17 protein-coding genes, 2 tRNA genes and 1 other RNA gene are annotated in these 20,879 nt (G+C 71.1%); 10 read left to right on the forward strand and 10 right to left on the reverse strand.

Annotated features, from left to right (window positions below; all coding sequences use genetic code 11):
* Window positions 1-35: 35 nt before the first annotated feature.
* The 3 genes from AB0K14_RS02110 to AB0K14_RS02120 form a co-directional block, all read right to left on the reverse strand.
* Window positions 36-1,790, reverse strand: coding sequence for a fibronectin type III domain-containing protein (locus AB0K14_RS02110; protein WP_360454547.1), 1,755 nt, complete (start codon window positions 1,788-1,790; stop codon window positions 36-38).
* Window positions 1,791-1,799: 9 nt separating this feature from the next.
* A complete protein-coding gene (locus AB0K14_RS02115) occupies window positions 1,800-2,750 on the reverse strand; it encodes a prephenate dehydrogenase (protein ID WP_360454550.1) in 951 nt (316 codons plus the stop codon).
* A 162-nt stretch (window positions 2,751-2,912) separates the two neighbouring features.
* Complete coding sequence (locus AB0K14_RS02120; RefSeq protein ID WP_360454553.1) at window positions 2,913-4,148, reverse strand: M20 family metallopeptidase; 1,236 nt, start codon at window positions 4,146-4,148, stop codon at window positions 2,913-2,915.
* An 89-nt stretch (window positions 4,149-4,237) separates the two neighbouring features.
* On the opposite strand from AB0K14_RS02120, the gene AB0K14_RS02125 reads away from it, so the two are divergent.
* The 3 genes from AB0K14_RS02125 to AB0K14_RS02135 all read left to right on the forward strand — a co-directional run bounded on the left by AB0K14_RS02125 (window position 4,238) and on the right by AB0K14_RS02135 (window position 5,360).
* Window positions 4,238-4,726, forward strand: a complete 489-nt coding sequence (locus AB0K14_RS02125; protein WP_360454556.1) for a tRNA adenosine deaminase-associated protein — start codon at window positions 4,238-4,240, stop codon at window positions 4,724-4,726.
* Window positions 4,727-4,757: 31 nt separating this feature from the next.
* A complete protein-coding gene (locus AB0K14_RS02130; protein ID WP_360454845.1) occupies window positions 4,758-5,192 on the forward strand; it encodes a nucleoside deaminase in 435 nt (144 codons plus the stop codon).
* Between the two features lie 83 nt (window positions 5,193-5,275).
* A tRNA-Ser gene (locus AB0K14_RS02135) sits at window positions 5,276-5,360 on the forward strand.
* Window positions 5,361-5,448: 88 nt separating this feature from the next.
* Here AB0K14_RS02135 and AB0K14_RS02140 read toward each other — a convergent pair.
* From AB0K14_RS02140 to AB0K14_RS02150, 3 genes are all read right to left on the reverse strand, one after another.
* Complete coding sequence (locus AB0K14_RS02140) at window positions 5,449-5,739, reverse strand: tyrosine-type recombinase/integrase (protein ID WP_360454559.1); 291 nt, start codon at window positions 5,737-5,739, stop codon at window positions 5,449-5,451.
* A gap of 490 nt (window positions 5,740-6,229) precedes the next feature.
* Entirely contained in the window at window positions 6,230-7,024 is a 795-nt protein-coding gene (locus AB0K14_RS02145) for a hypothetical protein (protein WP_360454562.1), read from the reverse strand.
* 612 nt (window positions 7,025-7,636) lie between these two features.
* Window positions 7,637-8,746 carry a toll/interleukin-1 receptor domain-containing protein gene (locus tag AB0K14_RS02150; protein WP_360454565.1) on the reverse strand — a complete coding sequence of 370 codons (1,110 nt, stop codon included), beginning with the start codon at window positions 8,744-8,746 and terminating at the stop codon, window positions 7,637-7,639.
* A 255-nt stretch (window positions 8,747-9,001) separates the two neighbouring features.
* Here AB0K14_RS02150 and AB0K14_RS02155 point away from each other — a divergent pair, with 255 nt between their 5' ends.
* Both AB0K14_RS02155 and AB0K14_RS02160 read left to right on the forward strand, forming a co-directional pair.
* Window positions 9,002-11,446 carry an endonuclease/exonuclease/phosphatase family protein gene (locus AB0K14_RS02155; protein ID WP_360454567.1) on the forward strand — a complete coding sequence of 815 codons (2,445 nt, stop codon included), beginning with the start codon at window positions 9,002-9,004 and terminating at the stop codon, window positions 11,444-11,446.
* Window positions 11,447-11,865: 419 nt separating this feature from the next.
* A complete protein-coding gene (locus AB0K14_RS02160; RefSeq protein WP_364337140.1) occupies window positions 11,866-12,309 on the forward strand; it encodes a hypothetical protein in 444 nt (147 codons plus the stop codon).
* A gap of 566 nt (window positions 12,310-12,875) precedes the next feature.
* Here AB0K14_RS02160 and AB0K14_RS02165 read toward each other — a convergent pair.
* From AB0K14_RS02165 to AB0K14_RS02175, 3 genes are all read right to left on the reverse strand, one after another.
* Window positions 12,876-12,960 (reverse strand) — tRNA-Ser (locus AB0K14_RS02165).
* 44 nt (window positions 12,961-13,004) lie between these two features.
* Window positions 13,005-13,277, reverse strand: coding sequence for a hypothetical protein (locus AB0K14_RS02170; RefSeq protein WP_360454572.1), 273 nt, complete (start codon window positions 13,275-13,277; stop codon window positions 13,005-13,007).
* The gene (locus AB0K14_RS02175; RefSeq protein WP_360454575.1) at window positions 13,274-13,570 is read right to left on the reverse strand and encodes a hypothetical protein; all 297 of its coding nucleotides are present in this window, start codon (window positions 13,568-13,570) and stop codon (window positions 13,274-13,276) included. Before AB0K14_RS02175 ends, AB0K14_RS02170 begins: the two co-directional genes overlap by 4 nt.
* A gap of 121 nt (window positions 13,571-13,691) precedes the next feature.
* On the opposite strand from AB0K14_RS02175, the gene ffs reads away from it, so the two are divergent.
* From ffs to AB0K14_RS02200, 5 genes are all read left to right on the forward strand, one after another.
* Window positions 13,692-13,786, forward strand: an RNA gene (ffs, locus tag AB0K14_RS02180) — signal recognition particle sRNA small type.
* 31 nt (window positions 13,787-13,817) lie between these two features.
* Complete coding sequence (locus tag AB0K14_RS02185) at window positions 13,818-16,004, forward strand: DNA polymerase III subunit gamma and tau (RefSeq protein ID WP_360454578.1); 2,187 nt, start codon at window positions 13,818-13,820, stop codon at window positions 16,002-16,004.
* A 74-nt stretch (window positions 16,005-16,078) separates the two neighbouring features.
* Window positions 16,079-16,405, forward strand: a complete 327-nt coding sequence (locus tag AB0K14_RS02190) for a YbaB/EbfC family nucleoid-associated protein (RefSeq protein WP_360454848.1) — start codon at window positions 16,079-16,081, stop codon at window positions 16,403-16,405.
* On the forward strand, window positions 16,405-16,998 hold the full coding sequence (recR, locus tag AB0K14_RS02195; RefSeq protein WP_158852803.1) for a recombination mediator RecR: 594 nt from the start codon (window positions 16,405-16,407) through the stop codon (window positions 16,996-16,998). The genes AB0K14_RS02190 and recR overlap by 1 nt, the downstream gene beginning before the upstream one ends.
* Window positions 16,995-17,480, forward strand: a complete 486-nt coding sequence (locus tag AB0K14_RS02200) for an AAA family ATPase (protein ID WP_360454581.1) — start codon at window positions 16,995-16,997, stop codon at window positions 17,478-17,480. Before recR ends, AB0K14_RS02200 begins: the two co-directional genes overlap by 4 nt.
* Before the next feature lie 17 nt (window positions 17,481-17,497).
* On the opposite strand, the gene AB0K14_RS02205 is transcribed toward AB0K14_RS02200, so the two are convergent.
* Entirely contained in the window at window positions 17,498-20,758 is a 3,261-nt protein-coding gene (locus AB0K14_RS02205; RefSeq protein WP_360454586.1) for a BTAD domain-containing putative transcriptional regulator, read from the reverse strand.
* Between the last annotated feature and the right edge of the window lie 121 nt (window positions 20,759-20,879).

Genomic DNA, 20,879 nt, shown 5'->3' on the forward strand with positions numbered 1-20,879 from the left:
TTGCGGACCCGAGACCAACGAACCGCCGCCGGGGCCTACAGCGGCCGGATCTCGAACGTCTGCTGCTGCGACTGCACGCCGGACCGCTCGTCCACCGGGACCACCCGCACGTCCAGCTCGTGCCGTCCCGAGGACAGCCGCGCCAGGTCCAGCAGGAACTCGTGCCGCCCGCCCGCCGAGCCGTTGGTGGGCAGCACGACGATCCGATCACCGTCGAGGTCGACCTCCAGCGCCTTGACGGCGGCGACCTCGCGCGCCCGCGAGTCCGCGAGCTCGACGGCCAGCCGCACCTTGCCCCCGTGCGGGAACCCCGAGTCGTCCCCGGACTCGTGCACCACGGAGACGGCGGGCAGCGGCACCTGCGGATCGGGGTCCGCGCGGCTGACGAGCCGGGGCAGCGGGTGGCGTGCGTCCGGCCCGTCGGCGATGACGAGGTGCGCGTCGTAGGCGGTGAGGCCGCCGTCGGAACGCAGCCTGACCTTGGGGTTCGAGTCGGGGTGCGGCAGCGGGAAGTCGGCGTGCACGACGGACGGGCGGGACCGGTCGAGGCCGCGGTCGGGTGGCATGAACACCGCCGGCGCGGACCGCGTGCCCAGCTCCACGGTGATCGGCGCGGTGCGTTCGGCCACCACGGACGCGACCACGCGCACCGAGGACGCGCCCGCCAACTGGGAGTTGGCCACGTTGCCCAGCGACACCCCACCGTCGTCGGTCGCGCCCGGCCCGAGCGGTGCCACGGACCCCGGTGCCGGCATGCCCGGCGCGCCGCCGATGCCGAACGTGTCCACGTGGGTGCCCTGGGCCTGCCGGAACACCAGGCGCGCGCGGGCGGACGTCCACGGCAACCGCACCGGCGCGGCCGCCACCTCGACCCCGTCCCGCAGCGCCAGCACGCTCTCCGGCAGGACGCGCAGTTCCCAGCGGTGGCGCACGCCCCAGGTCGGCGGCGGGTAGGTGCCGCCCAGCTCGTTCGACGGCGCGTCGTCACCCAGGACGAACTGCGCGCCGAACGGCGTGATGCGCAGGACCACGGCGCCCGGCGGGAACGGTGCCTCCAGGTGACCGAGGTCGTGCACCGGGTCGGGCAGCAGGGCGATCAGCACGGCGCTCTCGTCCGGCCGGTGGCCGATCGGACCGTCGGTGGTGAGCGAGACCCGGGCGATCGCGCCGTCCGGTGCGGGCGCGCTGAACCGCACCGGCACGTTGGACTGCAGGTCGACGCGGTCGCAGTCGATCTCCACCCGCTTGCCGTTGAACGGGCGCAGGCAGAGGCAGTCGGTGTGGCCGCGGTCGAAGACCCGCCACCGACGGGGGTTGAGCGCTTCCGGGCCGTCGAACAGGTCGATGGGCGCCATCAGGTGCGACAGCCACGAATCGTCGTACGCCAGCCGAGGCACGGCGTGGGCGGCCGCGGGGTCCGACCGGTTGCCCATCGCGTCGAGCGCGCGCACCTCCACCGCGGTGTCGGCGTTGGCGTCGAGGTCGGTCAGCTCCGTCTCGGTGCCGCGGACCAGGCGGGTCCGGCCGTTCCAGCGCACTTCGAAGCCGCCGTGGCCGATGCCGTCGGTGGCCGTCCAGGACGCGCGCAGGCTGGTGCGGTCCAACGCGGTCAGCTCAAGGTTGGTGGGCGCCACCAGGCGTTGGGTGTCGGGGACGTACTCGACCCCCTCGTCCAGGAACCGTTCGAGGGTCCGGGGACGCGGGGGAGCGGATTCGTCGCGCAGGACCGCCACCGCACCGCCCAGGAGCACGAGGCCGCCGACCAGTGCGATGAGTCTCCGACGCTCCACCGGTGCACCTTATGGTGTGCGTGCGAGCGCGGTCGTGCCGTTCAGCCCGACGACCCGGCCTCCGCGTGAACCCAGGTCGCGCAGGGCTTGCCGGGCGTCGGGCGCGGTGAGGTCGATGGTCAGGTCGGTGTGCGCGGGCTGGTTCTCCAGCGCGAGGCGTGCGGTGTGACCGGCGTCGATGGTCTTGGCCAGGCCGCCGGTGGAGGCCAGCGAGCCGCGGGCCGCGCCGAGCCGGCCCAACGCGTCGTCCACGGCGTCGAGCAGCGCACCGCGGTTGCCCTCGCACATCGCGCGGACCAGTTCGGGTCGGCTGCCCGCGACGCGCGTGCCGTCGCCGAACGAGCCCGCGGCCAGCGAGAGGGCCAGCGGTCCGCCGTCCGCGCCGACGCTGGCCAGCACGGCGGCCAGCAGGTGCGGCAGGTGCGAGATGCGGGCCACCGCGGCGTCGTGCTCCGCGGCACTGGTGGGGACGACGTGCGCGTTCGCGTCCAGCGCGAGTTCGATGACGTCGGTGAGGACGTCCTGGTCTGCGTCGTCCTCGGCGGTGACGACCCAGGCCGCGCCGTCGAACAGGTCGGCGCGGCCCGCGGCCCAGCCGGAGGCCGAGGCGCCCGCCATGGGGTGGCCGCCGACGTACCGGGCGTGCGGCGCGACCCGGTGGACCAGGTCGTCGACCGGGCCCTTGACGCTGACCACGTCGGTGAGCCGGATGCCTTCGGGGAGCGCGCGGAGCACTTCTTCCACAGCCGGCAGGGGAACGGCGACCACGACCAGCGCGTCCTGGACGTGCGCGCGTTCGAGTGCCGAGGCGAGGTCGACCACGTCGTGGCCGTCTTCGCGGGCGGCCGCCGCGTCGGCTGTCGAAGCGGTCGCGCCCCAGGTCACGCGCCCCGCGGCGGCCGCCGCGCGCAACACCGAACCACCGATCAACCCGAGCCCGACCACGCAGACGCTTCGCACGGCGCCCATCCTGCCGGCGTCGACCCCGGCGCCTCACTTGTCCACAGGACAGGAGTTGTCCACAGGTACGCGATCACCCCTCGTCCCACCCGCCGCGCGCGGGCAAAGTCGAGGCCGTGAACACCACCACGGCCCCGACCCGGCCCACCGCCCGCCTGCGGCCTACCGAAGGGCGTCCAGCGCGAACGCGGTGTAGACCACCACTCCGTGCTCCATGGCGGCCTCGTCGAAGAGCACCCGGCTGGAGTGGTTCGGCTCCGCCTGGGCCAGCTCGACCCCGCGCGGGCAGGCGCCCAGGAACGCCATCGCGCCCGGCACTCGTTGCAGCACGTAGGAGAAGTCCTCGGCACCCATCAGCGGGTCCTCCATGTAGGAGGCCCACCGCGAGCCGAGGGCCGCCGTGGTCACGTCGATGACGTGCGGGCCGACCACGTCGTCGTTCACCGTGACCGGGTAGCCGGGCACGATCCGCACCTCGGCCGTGCAGCCGTGCGCGGCGGCCACGTGCGTGACGACCTGTTCCAGCTCGCGGTGCACCAGGGTCCTGGTGTCCTCCGAGAGCGTCCGGATGGTGCCCTCCACCAGGGCGGTCTCCGGGATGATGTTGGTCGTCGTGCCCGCGGCGATGCGGGCGATGGTGACCACCGCCGGGTGGTGCACGCTGACCCGCCTCGCGACCATGGTCTGCAGCGCGCCGACCATCGCGGCGGCCGGCGGCACCGGGTCGATCGCGTCGTGCGGCATCCCACCGTGCCCGCCGCGGCCCTTGACGGTGATGTGGAAGGTGTCCGCCGAGGCCATCGTCGGCCCGGGGCGGGAGATCACGACGCCGGACTGGAGCGTGGAGGTGATGTGCAGGGCGAACGCCTTCTCCACCGGCGTGCCCGCCGCGTCGAGCACGCCCTCGTCGAGCATGTGCCGCGCGCCGTGCTGGCCCTCCTCGCCGGGTTGGAACATGAACACGACCTGACCGGCCAGCGCGTCCTTGCGCGAGGAGAGCAGTCGTGCGGCGGAGGCCAGCATCGCGACGTGCGTGTCGTGGCCGCAGGCGTGCATGGAGCCGTCGACCTCGGAGGCGTAGGCGAGACCGGTCTCCTCCTGGAGCGGCAGCGCGTCCATGTCGCCGCGCAGCAGCACGGTCGGTCCCGGCTTGTCGCCGCGCAGCACCGCGGTGACCGAGCTGCTCGACGTGCCGGTGGTCACCTCGACCGGCAGGCCGGACAGCGCGTGCTGGATCGCGGCCTGGGTCGCGGGCAGGTCCAAGCCCTGCTCCGGGTGCCGGTGCACCTGCCGTCGCAACGCCACTGTCCTGGGCTGGAGTGCTCGGGCGGCCTCCACCAGCCCCGTGAACCGGGGCTCGGGGGCGGTCGTCTGTGCGTTCGGCAGCGTTGTGCTCATCCTCCGATAGTGGCACCGCGCGGCCCCGCATGCCCGTGGCCGAGGCCCCCGTGCTACCGGGTGCGTCGGTGTGGCCCTACGGTGTGCACATGGCACACCAGGAGCCGGTCAACGGCTTCGCTGTCGCGGTCGTCCGTGAAGACGGCCGGTGGCGGTGCAGCAAGATGGACGGCTCAGCGCTGTCCGAGCTCGACGCGGCGATCACGGAACTGCGCCAACTGCGTTCGACGGGTGCCGTCTTCGGGTTGCTGGCGGTGGACGACGAGTTCTTCATCGTCCTGCGCCCGGTGCCCGGCGGGGTGTCCCTGCTGCTGTCCGACGCCGCGGCCGCGTTGGACTACGACATCGCCGCCGACGTCCTCGACCTCCTGCGGGTCGACCCGCCGGACGAGGAGGACGACGAGCTGTGGCCGGAGGGCGACCTGGCCGTGCTGGCCGACCTCGGGATGCCGCAGCACGAGATGCAGGTGATCGTGGACGAGGTCGACCTGTACCCGGACGAGCAGCTGCAGATGATCGCGCAGCGCTGCGGGTTCGGCGACGAGTTCGTCAAGCTGCTGGACAGCATCCAGGCGTGACCGCGTGATCAGCCAGGCGTCCGACGAGGCGATGGTCGAAGCCGCCCTGGCGGTCGCCGCCGAGGCCCCCCGGACGGGCGACATCCCGATCGGCGCGGTCGTCTACGGCCCGGACGGCGCCGAACTGGCGCGCGCCTGCAACGCCCGCGAAGCCCTGGGCGACCCGACCGCGCACGCCGAGGTCCTGGCCCTCCGCGCCGCCGCCTCGGCGTTCGGCGACGGCTGGCGGCTGACCGGCTGCACCCTGGCGGTGACCGTCGAGCCGTGCACCATGTGCGCCGGCGCCCTGGTCCTGTCCCGCGTGGACCGCGTCGTCTTCGGCTGCTGGGAACCCCGCACCGGAGCCGTGGGCTCCCTGTGGGACGTCGTGCGCGACCGCCGCCTCAACCACCGCCCCGAAGTCGTCGGCGGCGTCCTGGCCGAGCGCTGCGCGTCCCTGCTGGAGTCCTTCTTCGCCGACCTGTGACTCTCCACATGCTCTGACCAGCGCAAATCCGACCTGCCACCCCCTGTTGGGTCAGAGCACGCCGGTCTTGTATTGTTCTCGGCGGTGGCGTGTCCGAGCGGCCGAAGGAGCACGCCTCGAAAGCGTGTGAGGTGAAAGCCTCCGTGGGTTCAAATCCCACCGCCACCGCAGGTCAAAGGGCCGGACACCTCACCAGGTGTCCGGCCCTTTGTCATGTCGTCTCAGTCTTCGTCTCAGTCGTGCGCCTCAGGCCCGTTCAGGCCGCGTCTGCGTCGTCCTCCGGGCCGTCCGTCGGGGACGGCTTCCAGAGCAGTCCACCGACCCGCTGAGCCACGTCACGGCGGATCGCTGAGGTGATGTGTTGGTACCGCGCGGCCATCGCCGTGTTCGACCAGCCCATGATCCCCATGACGGTCCGTTCGGCCACTCCGAGCAGCAACAGCACCGTGGCGGCGGTGTGTCGAGCGTCGTGCAGCCTGTCGTCCGGCACCCCGGCGCGATCCCGAAGGTCGGCGTTGGCCTCGATACAAGGCGAGCGACGATGCAACAGCTCTGAAAGTCAGTGGACTGATCTGGTGAGAACGGCAAAGAGCAAGTGATCCGGCTAGATTGGAATCGCGAGCGATGGGCTATATAGTGGCGAAGCAGTAGGATCAGATCGATTCTTGGCGGGACCGCTACAGGAAAGCACTAATCGAGGGCTCGGGCGGAGAGTGGGAAGCGGCCGTCGTCTTCGATTTTGAACGCAATCGAGTACGATCTTGCGCCAGCCGTATATGCGGTACAGTGGAAAGATCCTGCCAAAGTCCCTATTGCTGTGAAAATCTTCGGATACACTCCAAATCTTGCGCCGCGAGTGTTCTTGATCGGTCAGACGGGAAATCAACACGTACTGCGAGTTGCAAAAGAGAAAAAGATCATATATGTGAGCATGGATGAGGTGTACTTGACAACGGCGGATAAGATCGAGCGGCAGAACGACCGGTGCGATTTCGAACAGTGGATCGCAGACCTCGGAAGCGAGACCTCGAGCCGATCTACTGCTCATGGCGATCATCAAGCCGTTTTTGCCTTAGGTCAATTACCGCCAAAGGTGCCGTAATGGCGAGTGCTGAGACGACAAGGATCAAAGCGAGCCAAGAAATATTGCCTTCCAGTGCGCCCTCTGTAAGCAACGCTACTCCCGTGACCATCAAGGGGAAGCTGGCAGAGATTGCAATGAGAAACTTGGGTAGTGGATACGCCAGCTTCGAATCGCGGATAATCACGTTTTCAAGGTCGCCGACTGGATGGAAATCCGGCTTACCGTTGAGTAGTACGGTATAACGCAGTCTGTGTCGGCGGGTCAGCAGAGCCGGACCTACATGCAGTGCGGTGTCAACGACTTCGACCCTTGGTTCGCGTACGGCTGGACGTCCTGCGTCCACGGACTGCTTCAGCAATGCCACGATCGGCACACTGAAGTCTAGTTCCAACGGCTGGCCGCCAAATGCCGCCGCAGAGATGTCCAATGCCCCTCGACTCGCCATCTCCACCTCGACGACATAGGGCGACCTCAACTTGTGGCCATCGAGAGCCACTGTCAACTGGCGGCCGTGCAGGCCCGGCGCAGTGTTAACCAACGGCACCAGCGACTCCACCCATATGTGCAATGTTCGACGTGGGCGGGCCGAGCGGAAGGCTGCCCACACTGCCCACGACCCAAGCATGACCGCGACGACGATCCCGACGATCGTCCACGCTGTGCCCGAGGTGTACCAGGGCTCCTGCGGTACCTGCTGCTGACCTAACGGCATTCGGACATTCAAGCAGTAGAGCACGTAGAGCATCATTGGTCTGGTGGAACCTGGAACGCGGGCACTGGGCCGCGAAGGTCCGCGGGGGTGGAAGCGCCCCCAGCGTCCTAAACCTCCCGCCGCAGGTCAGCCCTGGGACGCTGTGATCGGCCGGGACGCTTGAAGCGTCCCAAGTACGCGGCTGGGACGCTTCAAACGTCCCACGGTTCCGAAGCGTCCCAGGGCTGACCTGGGCTGGGACGCTTGGGACGCTTTACCCCCTCCGTGGGAAGCAACCTGGCGGACTATGGTGCGGTCTGACGGCACCTTCGTAGGGGATTGGTCCAGCGGTGACGAAAGCGACCGGGGCGCAATCGTCACCAGTGTCCGCAGGGGATGCGTTACTGCCCGCGGGGCATACGTCACGCGGTGGCTCGGCCGTCTCAGTTGTCCTCTCAACCCTGTCCCGTTCGGCGGTGTTCGCCTGTGTTCATCAGGGTGCGGGATCGTGGCCAGTCGCTCTCTGACCAGTCCAAACGGCCTTTGGCGGTCACTTCTGGATGATGGATCGCAGACCTCGAAAGGGTGTGAGGTTAACGCCTCCGTGGGTTCAAATCCCACCGCCACCGCTCCGCAGAGCCCTGGGTGCCATCACGGCACCTGGGACTCTCACTTTGCCGCCTCCCGAGCCGCCGCGAGTTGCTCCGCCCACCGCAGGACGATCGCGTTGCTGTCACCGACCAGCCGCTTGTACTCCTGGTCCAGCCTCACCAGTTCTTGGAAGGTCCGGCTGAGCTTGACGTGCCGGGCGTAGAAATCCGCAACGTCGTCTTCCCGTGAGACTTTCTTTCCTTCCTCGATATTGATCACCGCGTCGTCAATCGCGTCGCCGATCGACTCGATCAAGGCCGGGCCCGCGGGGTGATCGGACGCGGCGCGCAGGAGCTTCGTCATCACCGGGTCCAGTTCGATCGAGCGCGCGGAGTACCGTGCCGCCTCGCCGTTGTGGCGCAGGCTCAGCAGCTTGCTCTCGTTCGCGTGCCGGATCAAATTCGAGAGGTGAGCGGACTGCTTCGCGCCCCGGGCGCGCAATCGTCCCTTGGTGGAGTAGTAAGTCTCGGACGTGGCTCGGCGTTGAGCGTAAGTCGTGCGGGCGCTGACGACCGCGTCGTGCCATTCCGGGAGCAGGGCCTCGACCTTGGCGATCAAGCCCACCAAGTCGTCCTCGTCCTCCTCGGGTGACGACGGCTCCTCGTTGCGCAGCTGGACCTCCGCCAGGCGCGACTCGATCTCGACGAGCCGGGACGCCACCCGGTGCAGCGCCTGGCGGTAGTCGCTGGAGTCGCTGTCCGTCAGGCGCAGCGCGGACCAGTCCTCGTACTGGGTGCGGGCGACGTTGGCCATCAGCTCGTCGGGGCTGTCCACGGTCAGGTCGGCGACCTGGACGTAGAGGATCGGCAGGATGAATTCCTGCAACCCCAGGCTGGTGGCCTGCGCGGAGAACTCGATGAACTCGCGGCGGCACTCGGGGCGGCTGAAGTACCTCGGCGTGATGATCGGGATGAAGAAGGTCGCCGCCGACAAGCCCGTGTCGATGCGTTCCTTCCAGTTGTCGCCCCACTGCAACGCGGTGCGGTCGACGAAGAGCTCCAGGCTCCGGCCGGTCAGGAGGTCGTATTCCTCGGCAATGCTTTCCGCGAGCTTGAGGATGCCGCCGCGCGCCGAGCGGTCGTCGTCGTGCGCGTAGCTCCAGAAGCCGATCGCACCACCGGTCGTCATCCCGGCGACGATAGTCGGGCGGCCCGACGCGCACGGGCGCCGAGCCGGTCCTCGTCAGGTCCGGGTCGGCGCCCCTGTGGTGCGTGGCGTGCCCGGACCGGCGCTGGGAGGGCCACCGGGAGGCACGGCCATGACCCTACCCTACGTTCGAACACACGTTCGAGTGAGGGTATAGGTCAACCGTTAGTCACGGTGTCTTCCGCCGTTCACTCGATCCGGGGAGGATGCGCGCAGCCGCCAACTACGGAGGACCCGTTGAGACCTACCCCGCTCCGCGTCGGACTGGCGGTCACCGCCGCCTCGGCCGTGACGTTCGCCCTTGCCACGCCGATCCACGCGGCACCGAGCCAGGACGCCCTCATCGCCGAGGTCTACGGCGGCGGCGGCAACTCCGGTGCCACGCTGACCCAGGACTTCGTCGAACTCGGCAACGCGGGCAGCGCCCCGGTCGCCGTCGACGGCTGGAGCGTGCAGTACCTCCCGGCGAGCGCGAGCGCGTCCAGCCAGTGGCAGGTCACCCCGCTGACCGGCTCGATCGCGGCCGGCGCGCGGTTCCTGGTCGCGCAGTCCAAGGGCTCCGGCGGCACGGTGGAGCTGCCCGCGCCGGACGTCACCGGCACGGTCGCCATGGGCGGTTCGGGCGGCACGATCGCGCTCGTCACCGCGACTTCCCCGCTGACCTGCAAGACCGCCGCCGACTGCGCCGCCGACACCCGCGTGCGCGACCTGGTCGGCTACGGCACGTCGACCGTCGTCCGGGAGACCACCCCCACGGCGAACCCGGGCAACACCACTTCGGCAGCCCGCAGCACGTTGGCCGACACCGACGACAACGCGGCCGACTTCACCATCGGCGCGCCGACCCCGGTCAACTCCAAGGGCCAGGGCCCCGGCACCCCGGACCCCGACCCCGAGCCCGGCGACAAGCGGATCCGCGACATCCAGGGCACGACCCGCGTCTCGCCGCTGCTGGGCCAGAAGGTCGCCGGCGTGCCCGGTGTCGTCACCGCCACCCGCGCCATCGGCGACCGCGGCTTCTGGATCCAGGACACCGCCCCGGACAACGACCCGCGCACCAGTGAGGGCGTGTTCGTCTACACCGCGGGCCTCGCCCCGACCGTCGAGCCCGGCGACGACGTGCTGGTCTCCGGCACGATCGCCGAGTACCGGCCGGCCGGTGACGCGGCGAGCAACTCCAACCAGACGCTCACCGAGATCACGAGCGCCACGGTCACGGTGAAGTCCAAGGGCAACGCCCTGCCGCCCCCGGAGACCCTGAACCCGCCGGCGGGCTACCTGCCCACCGCGGGCGGCGGCAGCATCGAGGCGCTCCCGCTCGACCCGGCGACCTACGGCCAGGACTACTACGAGTCCCGCGAGGGCATGTACGTCCAGGTGGACGACGCCCGCGTGGTCGGACCCACGAACGGCTTCGGCGAGACGTGGATCACCACCAACCCGGCCCAGAACCCGACCGCCCGCGGCGGCACGATCTACCTCGGCTACGACCAGCCCAACAGCGGCCGGATCAAGGTCAAGCCCGGCGCCGCGGCGCCGCAGACGAGCAACGTCGGTGACGTGTGGCGCGGCACGACGGTCGGCAACGTCGAGTACACCAACTTCGGCGGCTACACGCTGGCCACGAAGACGGTCGGCGAGCACGTCTCCGGCGGCATCACGCCGGAGGTCACGGACGCGCAGCGCTCCTACGAGCTGTCGGTGGCCACGTACAACGTGGAGAACCTGGCCGCCACCAACGACCAGGCCAAGTTCGACCGCCTCGGCGCGGCCGTCGTGAACAACCTCAAGAGCCCGGACGTCGTGGTGCTGGAGGAGATCCAGGACAACAACGGCGCGACCGACGACGGCACGGTGGCGGCGGACGCGACGTTCGCCAGGTTCACCGACGCCATCGCGGCCGCGGGCGGCCCGCGCTACCAGTGGCGGCAGATCGACCCGGTGAACAAGGCCGACGGCGGCGAGCCGGGCGGCAACATCCGGGTGGCGTTCCTGTTCAACCCGGCGCGGGTGTCCTTCGTGGACCGCGCGGGCGGCGACGCGACCACCGCGGTGTCGGTCGTGAAGCAGCACGGCCGGGCCGCGCTGTCGGTGTCACCGGGCCGCGTCGCGCCCACCGACCCGGCGTGGAACAGCAGCCGCAAGCCGCTGGCCGGCGAGTTCAAGTTCCGCGGCCGCACGGTGTTCGTGGTCGCGAACCACTTCAACTCCAAGGGCGGCGACCAGGCCATGCACGGCCGCTACCAGGAGCCGGTGCGCGGTTCCGAGGTGCAGCGCGCCCAGCAGGCCGCTTTGCTGCGCGGTTTCGTGGACCAAGTCAAGGCGGTCGACAAGGGCGCCAACGTGGTCCTCGCGGGTGACATCAACGACTACCAGTTCTCCCCGGTGGTGCGGACCCTGACCGGCAACGGCGACGTGGTGGCACTGATCGACACGCTGCCCGCGAACGAGCGGTACAGCTACGTGTTCGAGGGCAACTCGCAGACCCTCGACCACATCCTGATCAGCGCCAACATCACCCGCTACCGCTACGACGTGGTGCACGTCAACGCCGAGTTCGCCGACCAGGCCAGCGACCACGACCCGCAGGTCGTGAAGCTGCGCCCGAGCACCGGCAACGCGCACGTCGACCAGCTGCTGTTCCTGCTGGAGGACATCGCGGACCGCCTGCCGAGGGCGTAGCCCGCAGCCGGCGTGAGGCCCTCTCGGATGCGGCCTGAGGGGGCCTCACGCGACGCGAGGGGGAGCAGAGGGGAAGCAGGACGGGGCGGGGGATTTCCCCCGGTGCTTCCCTCTGCAACTTCCCCAGGGCGACCAGCGCCGATGCCGTCAGGGGAAGATCATCGGCTGTGCCCGTGTCGGGCGTGAGAAGCGCCCCTGGTCAAAGCCACCACCTGCACTGGACCTGGTGGCGGCGACGACGCCACCAAGCCCGCGCCCGCTGGTACCACCACCGCACCCGACCACGCCGGGACCGGCAAACATGGCCAACAAGGCAAAGTGCGGCTGCCCTACGAGGCGAAACCGGCGGTTCTCCCGTTTTCGCCTGTCGGGTGTTCGCCGGACACCGGCAGAGAGGCCGCTCTCTTAACTTAATGGTCATGAAGATGAGCAACGCCTCGCGCCGCAGCGCGAGGCTGGGTCTGATGGCGGTGGTGATGGTGGCGGTCAGCCTGCTGACCGCCACGGCCGCGCACGCGTTGACCTGGTACGACTCTGTGCCCGTCAATGCCTCGAACGTGACGACCATCGCAGACGACGCGCTGCCTGACGGCGGTGTCGTCCAGATCCGACGCGGCACGTACGACGGCAACACGTACTACTGGGGACGGGTCTCCTCCCCGGGTTCGACATACAACAGCGGCCACGACCTGAAGTTCAGTGTCGGCGGGAATTGCGTGAACAACAGTGCCGGTTCGAAGATCAAGGACATCAACCGGACGACCTACACCTCCGCCGTGCGGCGGAACAACAGCTGCAGTTACGGCGCGCACGTCATCAACAGGAGTACAGGCAAGTCTGTCAAGGTCGCCGTGTACTACTGATCGGCGACGCTCCTCGGCACGCGCCGTCGGACACCATCCGCTGTGCAGGAACCCCGGAAACCACCGGGGGCCTGGCGGTCTGCCTGATCCCCCTCGCGTGCTTCCCCCTCGACAGCCGCCCGCCGCGCCGGAAGTCGGCCCACGGCCGGCGGCACCGACCCTGGCTCCAGGGGGTGGCACCTAGGGTGTTCGACGGTCGCTGACCAGGCCGCTGGCGGCTCTAGGTCCAGACCCGCCGCCCTCTGGACCTGGACCCCCGTCCAGAGCCCCGAAGGGCGGCTGAGCTGACCCCTGGACTCCAGACCGCGACAGGGAAGCAGCCAGGGAAGCGCCGGGGAGGCAGGGATTTCCCCTGACCGCTTCCCTGGCCGAGTTCCCTGCGCCCACCTCGGGCGATGCCCGGCAGGGAAGATCATCGGGAGTTCGTGGGGGGCGTCGGACGACGATGACGACGGCCCTGCCGGTGTGCTCGTTCCGGCCTGACGAGCAGGGGTGATGAGCCCCGAACTGAGACTCACCAACGACGAGAGCCCCGATCACCTGACGGTGACCGGGGCTCTGGTCTGCGGAGGATACGGGATTTGAACCCGTGAGGGGGTTAACCCAACACGATTTCCAGTCGTGCGCACTAGGCCACTATGCGAATCCTCCGCCGGAGAGACTACCGGACGGCCGGTGAGCCGCCCAAAACGGGGCTAGCAGAACCAGCCGTCGGCGACCCAGCCGTGGGCGTTGATGTGCCCGTAGGCGAAGCCGTAGACGTAGTTGCCGACCTTCGGTCCCTTCACCAGGAACGTCTGGCCGCGGTAGAGGGTGCCCATCCACGGGCCGTCGTTGGGCGCGGTGCGCACGTAGAGGTCGTTGGCGCACACGGTCTCGCGTTCGCCGATGGTGCCGTTGGCGGCCTGGGCGGTGGTCGCGGTCGCGACGAGGGCGACGGCGGTGACCAGGACTGCTGCTGCCCTCACCACGAGTCGTACCCCCCGATGCACTCGATCCGCAGGTAGCCCCAGTCGTTGGGGCCGAAGTCCATGCTCGCCGCCCACCCGTTGTAGACGGGGTGTGCTCCGGGCGTGTGGCCGATCTTGTTGCCGTAGGTCAGGGTGCGCTTGAACTCGACCGGGCCGACCGCGTGGTTGTAGTTGCCGTAGAAGCTCGCGGTCTGGCAGACGACGATGGCGTGCCGGGGCGGTACCGGTTCGGCCGCGGCGGCCGTGGCTCCGAGCAGCAGGGCTGTGCACGCGAGGACGAGAGCCCTCATCTGGTTCCTCCTTCACCGGGTAGTGCTACTAGCCGGTGAAATTTTCCCGTTCCGTGCCCGGGTCCGGACAGGGCCAAGCGTGGGTCCGGGCAGACCCGGCGGGGCGACCGGCTACACTTGCCTCGGACCTCGTGCGGCACACATCTCGCGAATCTCCCCAGGGCCGGAAGGCAGCAAGGATAAGCGGGCTCTGGTGGGTGCACGGGGTCCCCTTTCTTTGTCGGACCCTCCCGGTAAGGTCGCCGACGTGGCGCTCGCCCTCTACCGCAAGTACCGTCCGGCGACCTTCGGCGAGGTCGTCGGGCAGGAGCACGTCACCGAACCGCTGCGCACCGCCCTGGCAGCTGGTCGGGTCAACCACGCGTACCTGTTCTCCGGGCCGCGCGGCTGCGGCAAGACGTCCAGCGCCCGCATCATGGCGCGCTCGCTGAACTGCGTGAAGGGCCCGACGCCCGACCCGTGCGGCGAGTGCAACTCGTGCGTCGGACTCGCGCCCAACGGGCCGGGCAGCGTGGACGTGGTCGAGCTCGACGCGGCCAGCCACGGCGGCGTGGACGACGCCCGCGACCTGCGCGACAAGGCGTTCTACGCGCCGGCCGAGTCGCGGTACCGGGTGTTCATCATCGACGAGGCCCACATGGTCACCACGCAGGGCTTCAACGCCCTGCTGAAGATCGTGGAGGAGCCGCCCGAGCACCTCATCTTCATCTTCGCCACCACCGAGCCGGACAAGGTGCTGCCCACCATCCGCTCGCGCACGCACCACTACCCGTTCCGGCTGATCCCGCCGGGCTCGATGCGGGCGCTGCTGGAGCGCAACTGCGCGGCCGAGGGCGTGGCGGTCGACCCGTCGGTGTTCCCGCTGGTCATCCGCGCGGGCGGTGGGTCGGCCCGGGACACGCAGTCGGTGATGGACCAGCTGCTGTCCGGCGCGGGCCCCGAAGGGGTGCGCTACGACCGGGCGATCTCGTTGCTCGGCGTGACGGACGTGGCGCTGATCGACGACGTGGTGGACGGCCTCGCGGCGGGCGACGGCTCGCAGGTCTTCGGCACCATCGACCGCCTGGTCGACGCCGGGCACGACCCGCGCCGGTTCGCCTCCGACCTGCTCGACCGGCTGCGCGACCTGGTGCTGCTGCACGCCGTGCCGGACGCGGCGCAGCGCGGCCTGGTGTCCGCGCCGGACGACGAGCTGGCCAAGATGATCGCCCAGCGCGAGGCGACCAGGCCCGCGACCATCACCCGGTGGGCGGAGATCCTGCACCAGGGGCTGACCGAGATGCGCGGCTCGACCGCGCCCCGGCTGCTGCTCGAACTCGTGACCGCGCGGATGCTCCTGCCGTCCGTCGGCGACGTCGAGTCTGGCCTGCTGCAACGCGTTGAGCAGCTGGAACGCCACGGCCCACCGGCCGGCGGCGCGGCCGGGCCCGCCCCGGAGACCAAGTTCCAGCGGCCCTCGCAGCGCCCCGCGGAACCGGCCGCCGCCCCACCGCCCGCCGCCGTGCCACCCGCTCCCGCGCAGGCCGCCGCGCCCGCGCCGCAAGCCGCCGCGCCCGGGCTGCCCGCTCCTCCGGTGCTGCGGTCGGCGGCGATGAGGCAGGCCGGCGACCCGGCCGCACCCGCCCAGCCGCAGGCCGGTGCCCAGGACGTGCAGGGTGGTCGGGCCGCCGTGCCGGCGCCCGCCGCACCGGAGCCGCCGCAGGGTGGTCGAGGGGTCGTGCCGCCGCCCGCCGGCGCACCGGACGCGCCATCGAACACCGCGGTGGGCGGTGCGCCCGTGGTCCCGCCGCCCGCCCCGGCCGCCGACCGGTACCCGGACCAGCCGGCCGAGGTCCCGGCCGCCCCTGCCTCGCCCTCGGGCGGTGTCGACGCGGTCGAGGTGCGTCGGCGCTGGTCGGAGCTGTTGGGCGTGGTCCGCGGCACGAGCCGCAGCACCGAGGCGATGCTCACCAACGCCACCGTCGCCGACGTCGACGGCACCACGGTCACCCTCACCCACGCCTCCGCCCCGCTGGCCCGCCGGCTCGCCGAACCGCGCAACGCCGACACGATCGCCGCCGCGTTCGCCCAGGTCCTCGGCGGCACGTGGCAGGTGCGGTGCGTGCACGGCGACGCGAGCGCCGCACCGGCCCGGCAGGCGCCGCAGAAGCCGCAGCGGCCCGCGCCGACCAGGCCGAGCCAGGCGCAGGGCCAGGCGCGCCACCCCGAGCCGAACCGCCCGGCGCCGTCCGGCCGGGCACCCGCCGACGACGTGCCGCCGCCACCCGAGCCGCCGGAGCCCGATGAGCCCCTCCCGCCGGAGCCGGTGGACGAGGAGGAGATGCTGGCCGAGGCCGCCCTGCCGGGCGACGCGGACGACCAGCGGCTCGACCCGGAGGCCGTGGTGCTCAAGCTCCTCGCCGACGAGCTCGGCGCGCGGCCGTTGAAGGGCTGATCGACGCGACTACGCTGGCGAACGGCGGCAGACCCCGAAGAGAGGAACCCGCGGTGCAACCCGGTGGGCCCAACATGCAGCAGATCCTCCAGCAGGCGCAGATGATGCAGCAGCAGCTCGCCGCTGCGCAGCAAGAGCTGGCCGAGGCCGAGGTCACCGGCACCGCCGGTGGCGGTCTGGTCACCGCCGTCGTGTCCGGCGGCGGCGAGCTCAAGAGCCTGAACATCGACCCGAAGGTGGTCGACCCGGACGACGTCGAGACGTTGTCCGACCTGGTGGTCGCGGCCGTGCGCGACGCCAACCGCGCCGCGCAGGAGCTGGCGGCCCAGAAGATGGGCCCGCTGGCCAGCGGCATGGGCGGGATGGACGACCTGGGCGGTCTCGGGAAGCTGTTCGGCTGATGTACGAGGGGCCCGTCCAGGACTTGATCGACGAGCTCGGCAGGCTGCCGGGCGTCGGTCCGAAGAGCGCGCAACGCATCGCCTTCCACCTGCTCGCCGCGGACCCGGCCGACATCGGCCGGCTCCAGGACGCGTTGCAGAAGGTCAAGGACGGCGTGGTGTTCTGCGACGTGTGCGGCAACGTCTCGGCCGAGACGACCTGCCGCATCTGCCGCGACCCGCGCCGCGACCTGACCCTGATCTGCGTCGTGGAGGAGCCGAAGGACGTGCTGGCGGTCGAGCGGACGCGCGAGTTCAAGGGCCGCTACCACGTCCTGGGCGGTGCGCTCGACCCGTTGTCGGGCGTCGGGCCGGACCAGCTGCGGATCAGGCAGCTGCTGACCCGGATCGGCACCGACGTGAGCGAGATCATCATCGCCACGGACCCGAACACCGAGGGCGAGGCGACCGCGACGTACCTGGTGCGGATGCTGCGTGACTTCCCGGGCCTCACCGTCACCAGGCTCGCGTCGGGCCTGCCGATGGGCGGCGACCTGGAGTTCGCCGACGAGCTCACCCTCGGCCGGGCCCTGTCCGGCCGGCGCAGCATGTGAGGCTCGTCGCCGTCGACGGGCCGTCGGGCTCGGGCAAGTCGACCTACGCGGCGCGCCTGGCCGAGGAGCTGGGTGCCGCGGTGGTGGCGACGGACCACTTCGCCACCTGGACCGACCCGGTGTCGTGGTGGCCCCGCCTGGTCGCCGAGGTCCTCGACCCCCTCCGGCACGGCCGCGAGGCCCGCTACCGGCGGATGGACTGGACGCTCGGGTGGCCGAGACCCGGTGACCTCGTGGTCGTGCCGGTGCCGGACGTGCTGATCGTCGAGGGCGTCTCGGCGGCCCGCCGCTCGATCGCGCCGCTCCTGGACGAGGCGATCTGGGTCGAGGTGCCCGACCCGGAGGAACGGCTGCGCCGGGCCGTCGCCAGGGACGGCGAGGCGAGCCGAGAGCACCTGCGGCGCTGGCAGGCGTTCGAACGCGGCTGGTTCGCGGTGGACGGCACCAAGGCCCGCGCCGACCGGATCGTCCTGGTCGACTGACCGGCACCCCCGGGGCGCTACCCGTCGAGTGCCGCCCGCACGACGTCGGCCTCGGGCGACCCGATGGCGGTGAACCACTCCAGCGCGGTGCCCCAGTGCTGCCCCGCGGCCACGACGTCGCCGGTGGCGGCCAGCGCGTCACCGGCCAGGTGGGCGGCTCGCGCCCGCACGAACCGCTGCCCCGTGGCGCCGCTGAGCTCCAGGCACCGCAGCGCCAGGTCGAGCGCCTGGGCCACGTCGCCCTGGTCGAGCCTGATCCGGCCGAGCACGGCCAGCACGTCGACTTCGGCGATCCGCAGTCGGTAGCGGACCGCGCTGTCCAGCGCCTGGCTCGCCGAGTACTTGGCCTCGTCCAACCGGCCCGCCGCGCGGTGGACCAGCGCCAGGCTGCGCCGCGCCGCGCAGATGCCCAACGGGTAGCCGGTCTCCTCGGCGATCCGCAGCGCCTCCGTGCTGCGCTCCACCGCCTCCTCCAGCCGACCCAACCCGCACAGGGCCTCGCTCAGGGCGATCTTCGCGTCGCACAGGCCCTTGAGGTTGCCCAGTTCCTGCGCGATCGCGACGGCCCGCCCGGCCTCGTGCGCCGCGTCCGCCCACCGGCCTCGCATCACGCAGGTCAGCGCCAGGCCCTCGTGCGAGAAGTGCGCGAAGCCGCGCGCCCCGGCCCGTTCGTAGAGCTCGCCGCACCGCACGTAGAGCTGCGCGGCCCGTTCCGGCTGCCCCAGGAACAGGTGCACCTCGGCCAGCGCCCGGTGGCTGTCGGCCTGCGTCATCCACGCGCCAAGCCGGTTGCCGACGTCCAGCGCGCCCTCGAACGACGACACCGCCCGGTCCAGCTGCCCGAGCTGCATGTAGACACCGCCGAGGTTGAGCTGGGCGATGCCCTCCTGCTGCAGCGCACCGATGTCCCGCGTGATGACCAGCGCGCGTTCGAGGTGCTCGGCGGCCTGCTCCAGCTCGCCGATGTCGATGCAGACCGCGCCGAGGTTGGCCAGCACGGCCGCCTCGACGGCGGGCGCGGCGCCGGTGCGCTGCTGGATCGGGATGGCCCGGCGGAAGTAGTCGACGGCCACCCGGTGCTGCCCGATCGCCCAGTACAGCGTGCCCAGCGACGACAGCATCGCCACCTCGCCGACCGCGTCCTGGGAGGCCTGCGCCACCGCGAGCCCGGCCTTGGCGGTCGCCAGCCACTCCACCGGCAACCCGATCGTGTAGAAGTACCGCCGCAACGCGTCGGCCAGCTGCCACACGTCGCGGTCGGGCCGGCGGTCGGCGGCGTGCACGACGAGCCCGACCAGGTTGCCCCGCTCGGCGTCGAGCCAGGCCAGCGCCTCCGCCGAGGTGGAGAACAGGCGCGGCGTCACGCCCGGCACGACGTCGGTGCGCGGCAGCCGCAGCAACGTGCTCTTGAACGCGTCCGTGGCGTTGTCCACCGACCGGATCGACCAGTCCAGCAGCCGCCGCGCGGCCTGCGCGCTCTCCGCCGCGTCGTCCTCGAACTCGCGCCGCTCGGCCGCGTAGTCCCGCAGCAGGTCGTGGAACTGGTAACGGCCGGGCGCGTGGTTGTCCACCAGGTTCGCCGTGGCCAGCCGGTCGAGCCTGCGCCGCGCGTCCTGCGTGGTCAGCCCGCCCAACGCGGCCGCGACGTCCGGCGTGATGTCGCCCGGCGCCAGCGACAGCAGCCGGAACAGCGTCGCCAGCTCCGGCTTCAACGCGGTGTAGGACAGGTCGAACGCCGCGTGCACGGCGGCCCGCTCGTCGCCCTCCACGGCCAGCGCCGCCAACCGGTTGCCCGCACGCAGCTCCTCCACGTACGAGGCGATGGTGATCTCCGGCCGGGACAGCAGGTTCGCCGCCGCGATCCGCAGCGCGAGCGGCAGGTGGGCGCACAACTCGGCCAGCTCCTCGGCCGCCTCCGACTGCGACGCCACCACGTCCTCGCCGAGCATCCCGACCAGCAGCGCCCGCGTCTCGGCCCGGTCGAGCACGTCGAGCCGCACGTTGGACGCGGCGTGGCTGACCGCCAGCCCGCGCAGGGTGTCCCGGCTGGTCACGAGCACCGCGCAGCCCGGCGAGCCGGGCAGCAGCGGCCGGATCTGCTCGGCGTTGGCCGCGTTGTCCAGCACCAGCAGCACCTGCTGGTCGGTCAGCCGCGACCGGAACATCGCCTCCTGCTCGTCCTGGTCCAGCGGCACCGACTCGGGCGGCACGCCCTGCGCGCGCAGGAACCGCGGCAGCACGTCCACCGCGCTCAACGGCGGGCCCTGGGCGTAGCCGCGCAGGTTCACGTACAGCTGCCCGTCGGGGAAGAAGTGCCGCATCTTGTGCGCCGCGTGCACGGCCAGCGCCGTCTTGCCCACGCCGGGCGGCCCGGCCAGCGTCACCACCGGCACGCCCTGCGCGGTCCGCAGCAACGCCTCGATCAGCTGAACGGCCTGCTCACGGCCCACGAAGTCGCCGATGTCGGCGGGCAGCTGCGAGGGCACCACCCGGTCGCGCCGCGCCGCGGGCGCGTTCTGCCCCAGGTCCAGCGACGGCGACCCGCCGAGCACCTGCTGGTGCACCCGCCGCAGCTCGTCACCGGGGTCGATGCCCAGCTGCTCGGCCAGCAGCCCGCTGACCCGCCGGTACGCGCCCAGCGCGTCGGCCTGCCGCCCGGACCGGTACAGCGCGATCATCAGCTGCGCCCACAGCCGCTCCCGCAGCGGGTGTTCGCTGGTCAGCCGGGACAGCTCGGGGATCAGCTCGGCGTGCCGGCCCAGGTCGAGGTCGACCTCGACCCGGCGCTCCTCGACGTGCAGCCGCCGTTCGCCCAGCCGGGGCACCTCGTCGCGGTGCAGCACCTCCGAGGGCACGTCCACCATCGCGGGCCCGCGCCACAGCGCCAGCGCCGCGGTGAAGATCGCCGACGCCGACTCCAGCCTGCCCGCGGCCCGCTCCCGCTCACCCTCCTCGACCAGCTGTTCGAACCGCATGACGTCGATCGTGCGTTCGTCGACGTCGATCAGGTAGCCGTCGGGCACGGTCCGGATCGGCACGGCCGGGCCGAGCACCTGGCGCAGCCGCATCACGTAGGTCTGCAACGTGCCACGCGCCCGCGCGGGAGGGTCGGCGCCCCAGATGTGCTCCGCCAGCTCGTCGACCGAGACGCCGGCGCCGGCGCGCATGAGAAGCGACACGAGCAGGGACCGCTGCCGGCCCGCCCGCACCACGACCTGCTCGCCGTCGACCAGCACCTGCAACGGGCCGAGGACGCGGAACTCGACCACAGGGCTCACCGGCGACCTCCCTCCGCACGTGTGCAGGTTTCTGTTGTCCGTTGTACAGCGTAGGAGGGCGTTTGCCCGATCCGCCGTCGTCACGTTGGGCCAGCGAACGTGCGCCGGACGTATGAGAATG

Source organism: Actinosynnema sp. NPDC050801 (assembly GCF_040673975.1).
Classification (GTDB): domain Bacteria; phylum Actinomycetota; class Actinomycetes; order Mycobacteriales; family Pseudonocardiaceae; genus Actinosynnema.

Bases quoted from the DNA above. Each gene is read 5' to 3' on its own strand.
- AB0K14_RS02175 (WP_360454575.1), bottom strand. From the start codon at position 13,570: ATGAGGGCTCTCGTCCTCGCGTGCACAGCCCTGCTGCTCGGAGCCACG.
- AB0K14_RS02125 (WP_360454556.1), top strand. From the start codon at position 4,238: ATGGCACACCAGGAGCCGGTCAACGGCTTCGCTGTCGCGGTCGTCCGT.
- AB0K14_RS02190 (WP_360454848.1), top strand. From the start codon at position 16,079: ATGCAGCAGATCCTCCAGCAGGCGCAGATGATGCAGCAGCAGCTCGCC.
- AB0K14_RS02130 (WP_360454845.1), top strand. From the start codon at position 4,758: ATGGTCGAAGCCGCCCTGGCGGTCGCCGCCGAGGCCCCCCGGACGGGC.
- AB0K14_RS02150 (WP_360454565.1), bottom strand. From the start codon at position 8,746: ATGACGACCGGTGGTGCGATCGGCTTCTGGAGCTACGCGCACGACGAC.
- AB0K14_RS02160 (WP_364337140.1), top strand. From the start codon at position 11,866: ATGAAGATGAGCAACGCCTCGCGCCGCAGCGCGAGGCTGGGTCTGATG.
- AB0K14_RS02145 (WP_360454562.1), bottom strand. From the start codon at position 7,024: ATGATGCTCTACGTGCTCTACTGCTTGAATGTCCGAATGCCGTTAGGT.
- AB0K14_RS02120 (WP_360454553.1), bottom strand. From the start codon at position 4,148: ATGAGCACAACGCTGCCGAACGCACAGACGACCGCCCCCGAGCCCCGG.
- recR (WP_158852803.1), top strand. From the start codon at position 16,405: ATGTACGAGGGGCCCGTCCAGGACTTGATCGACGAGCTCGGCAGGCTG.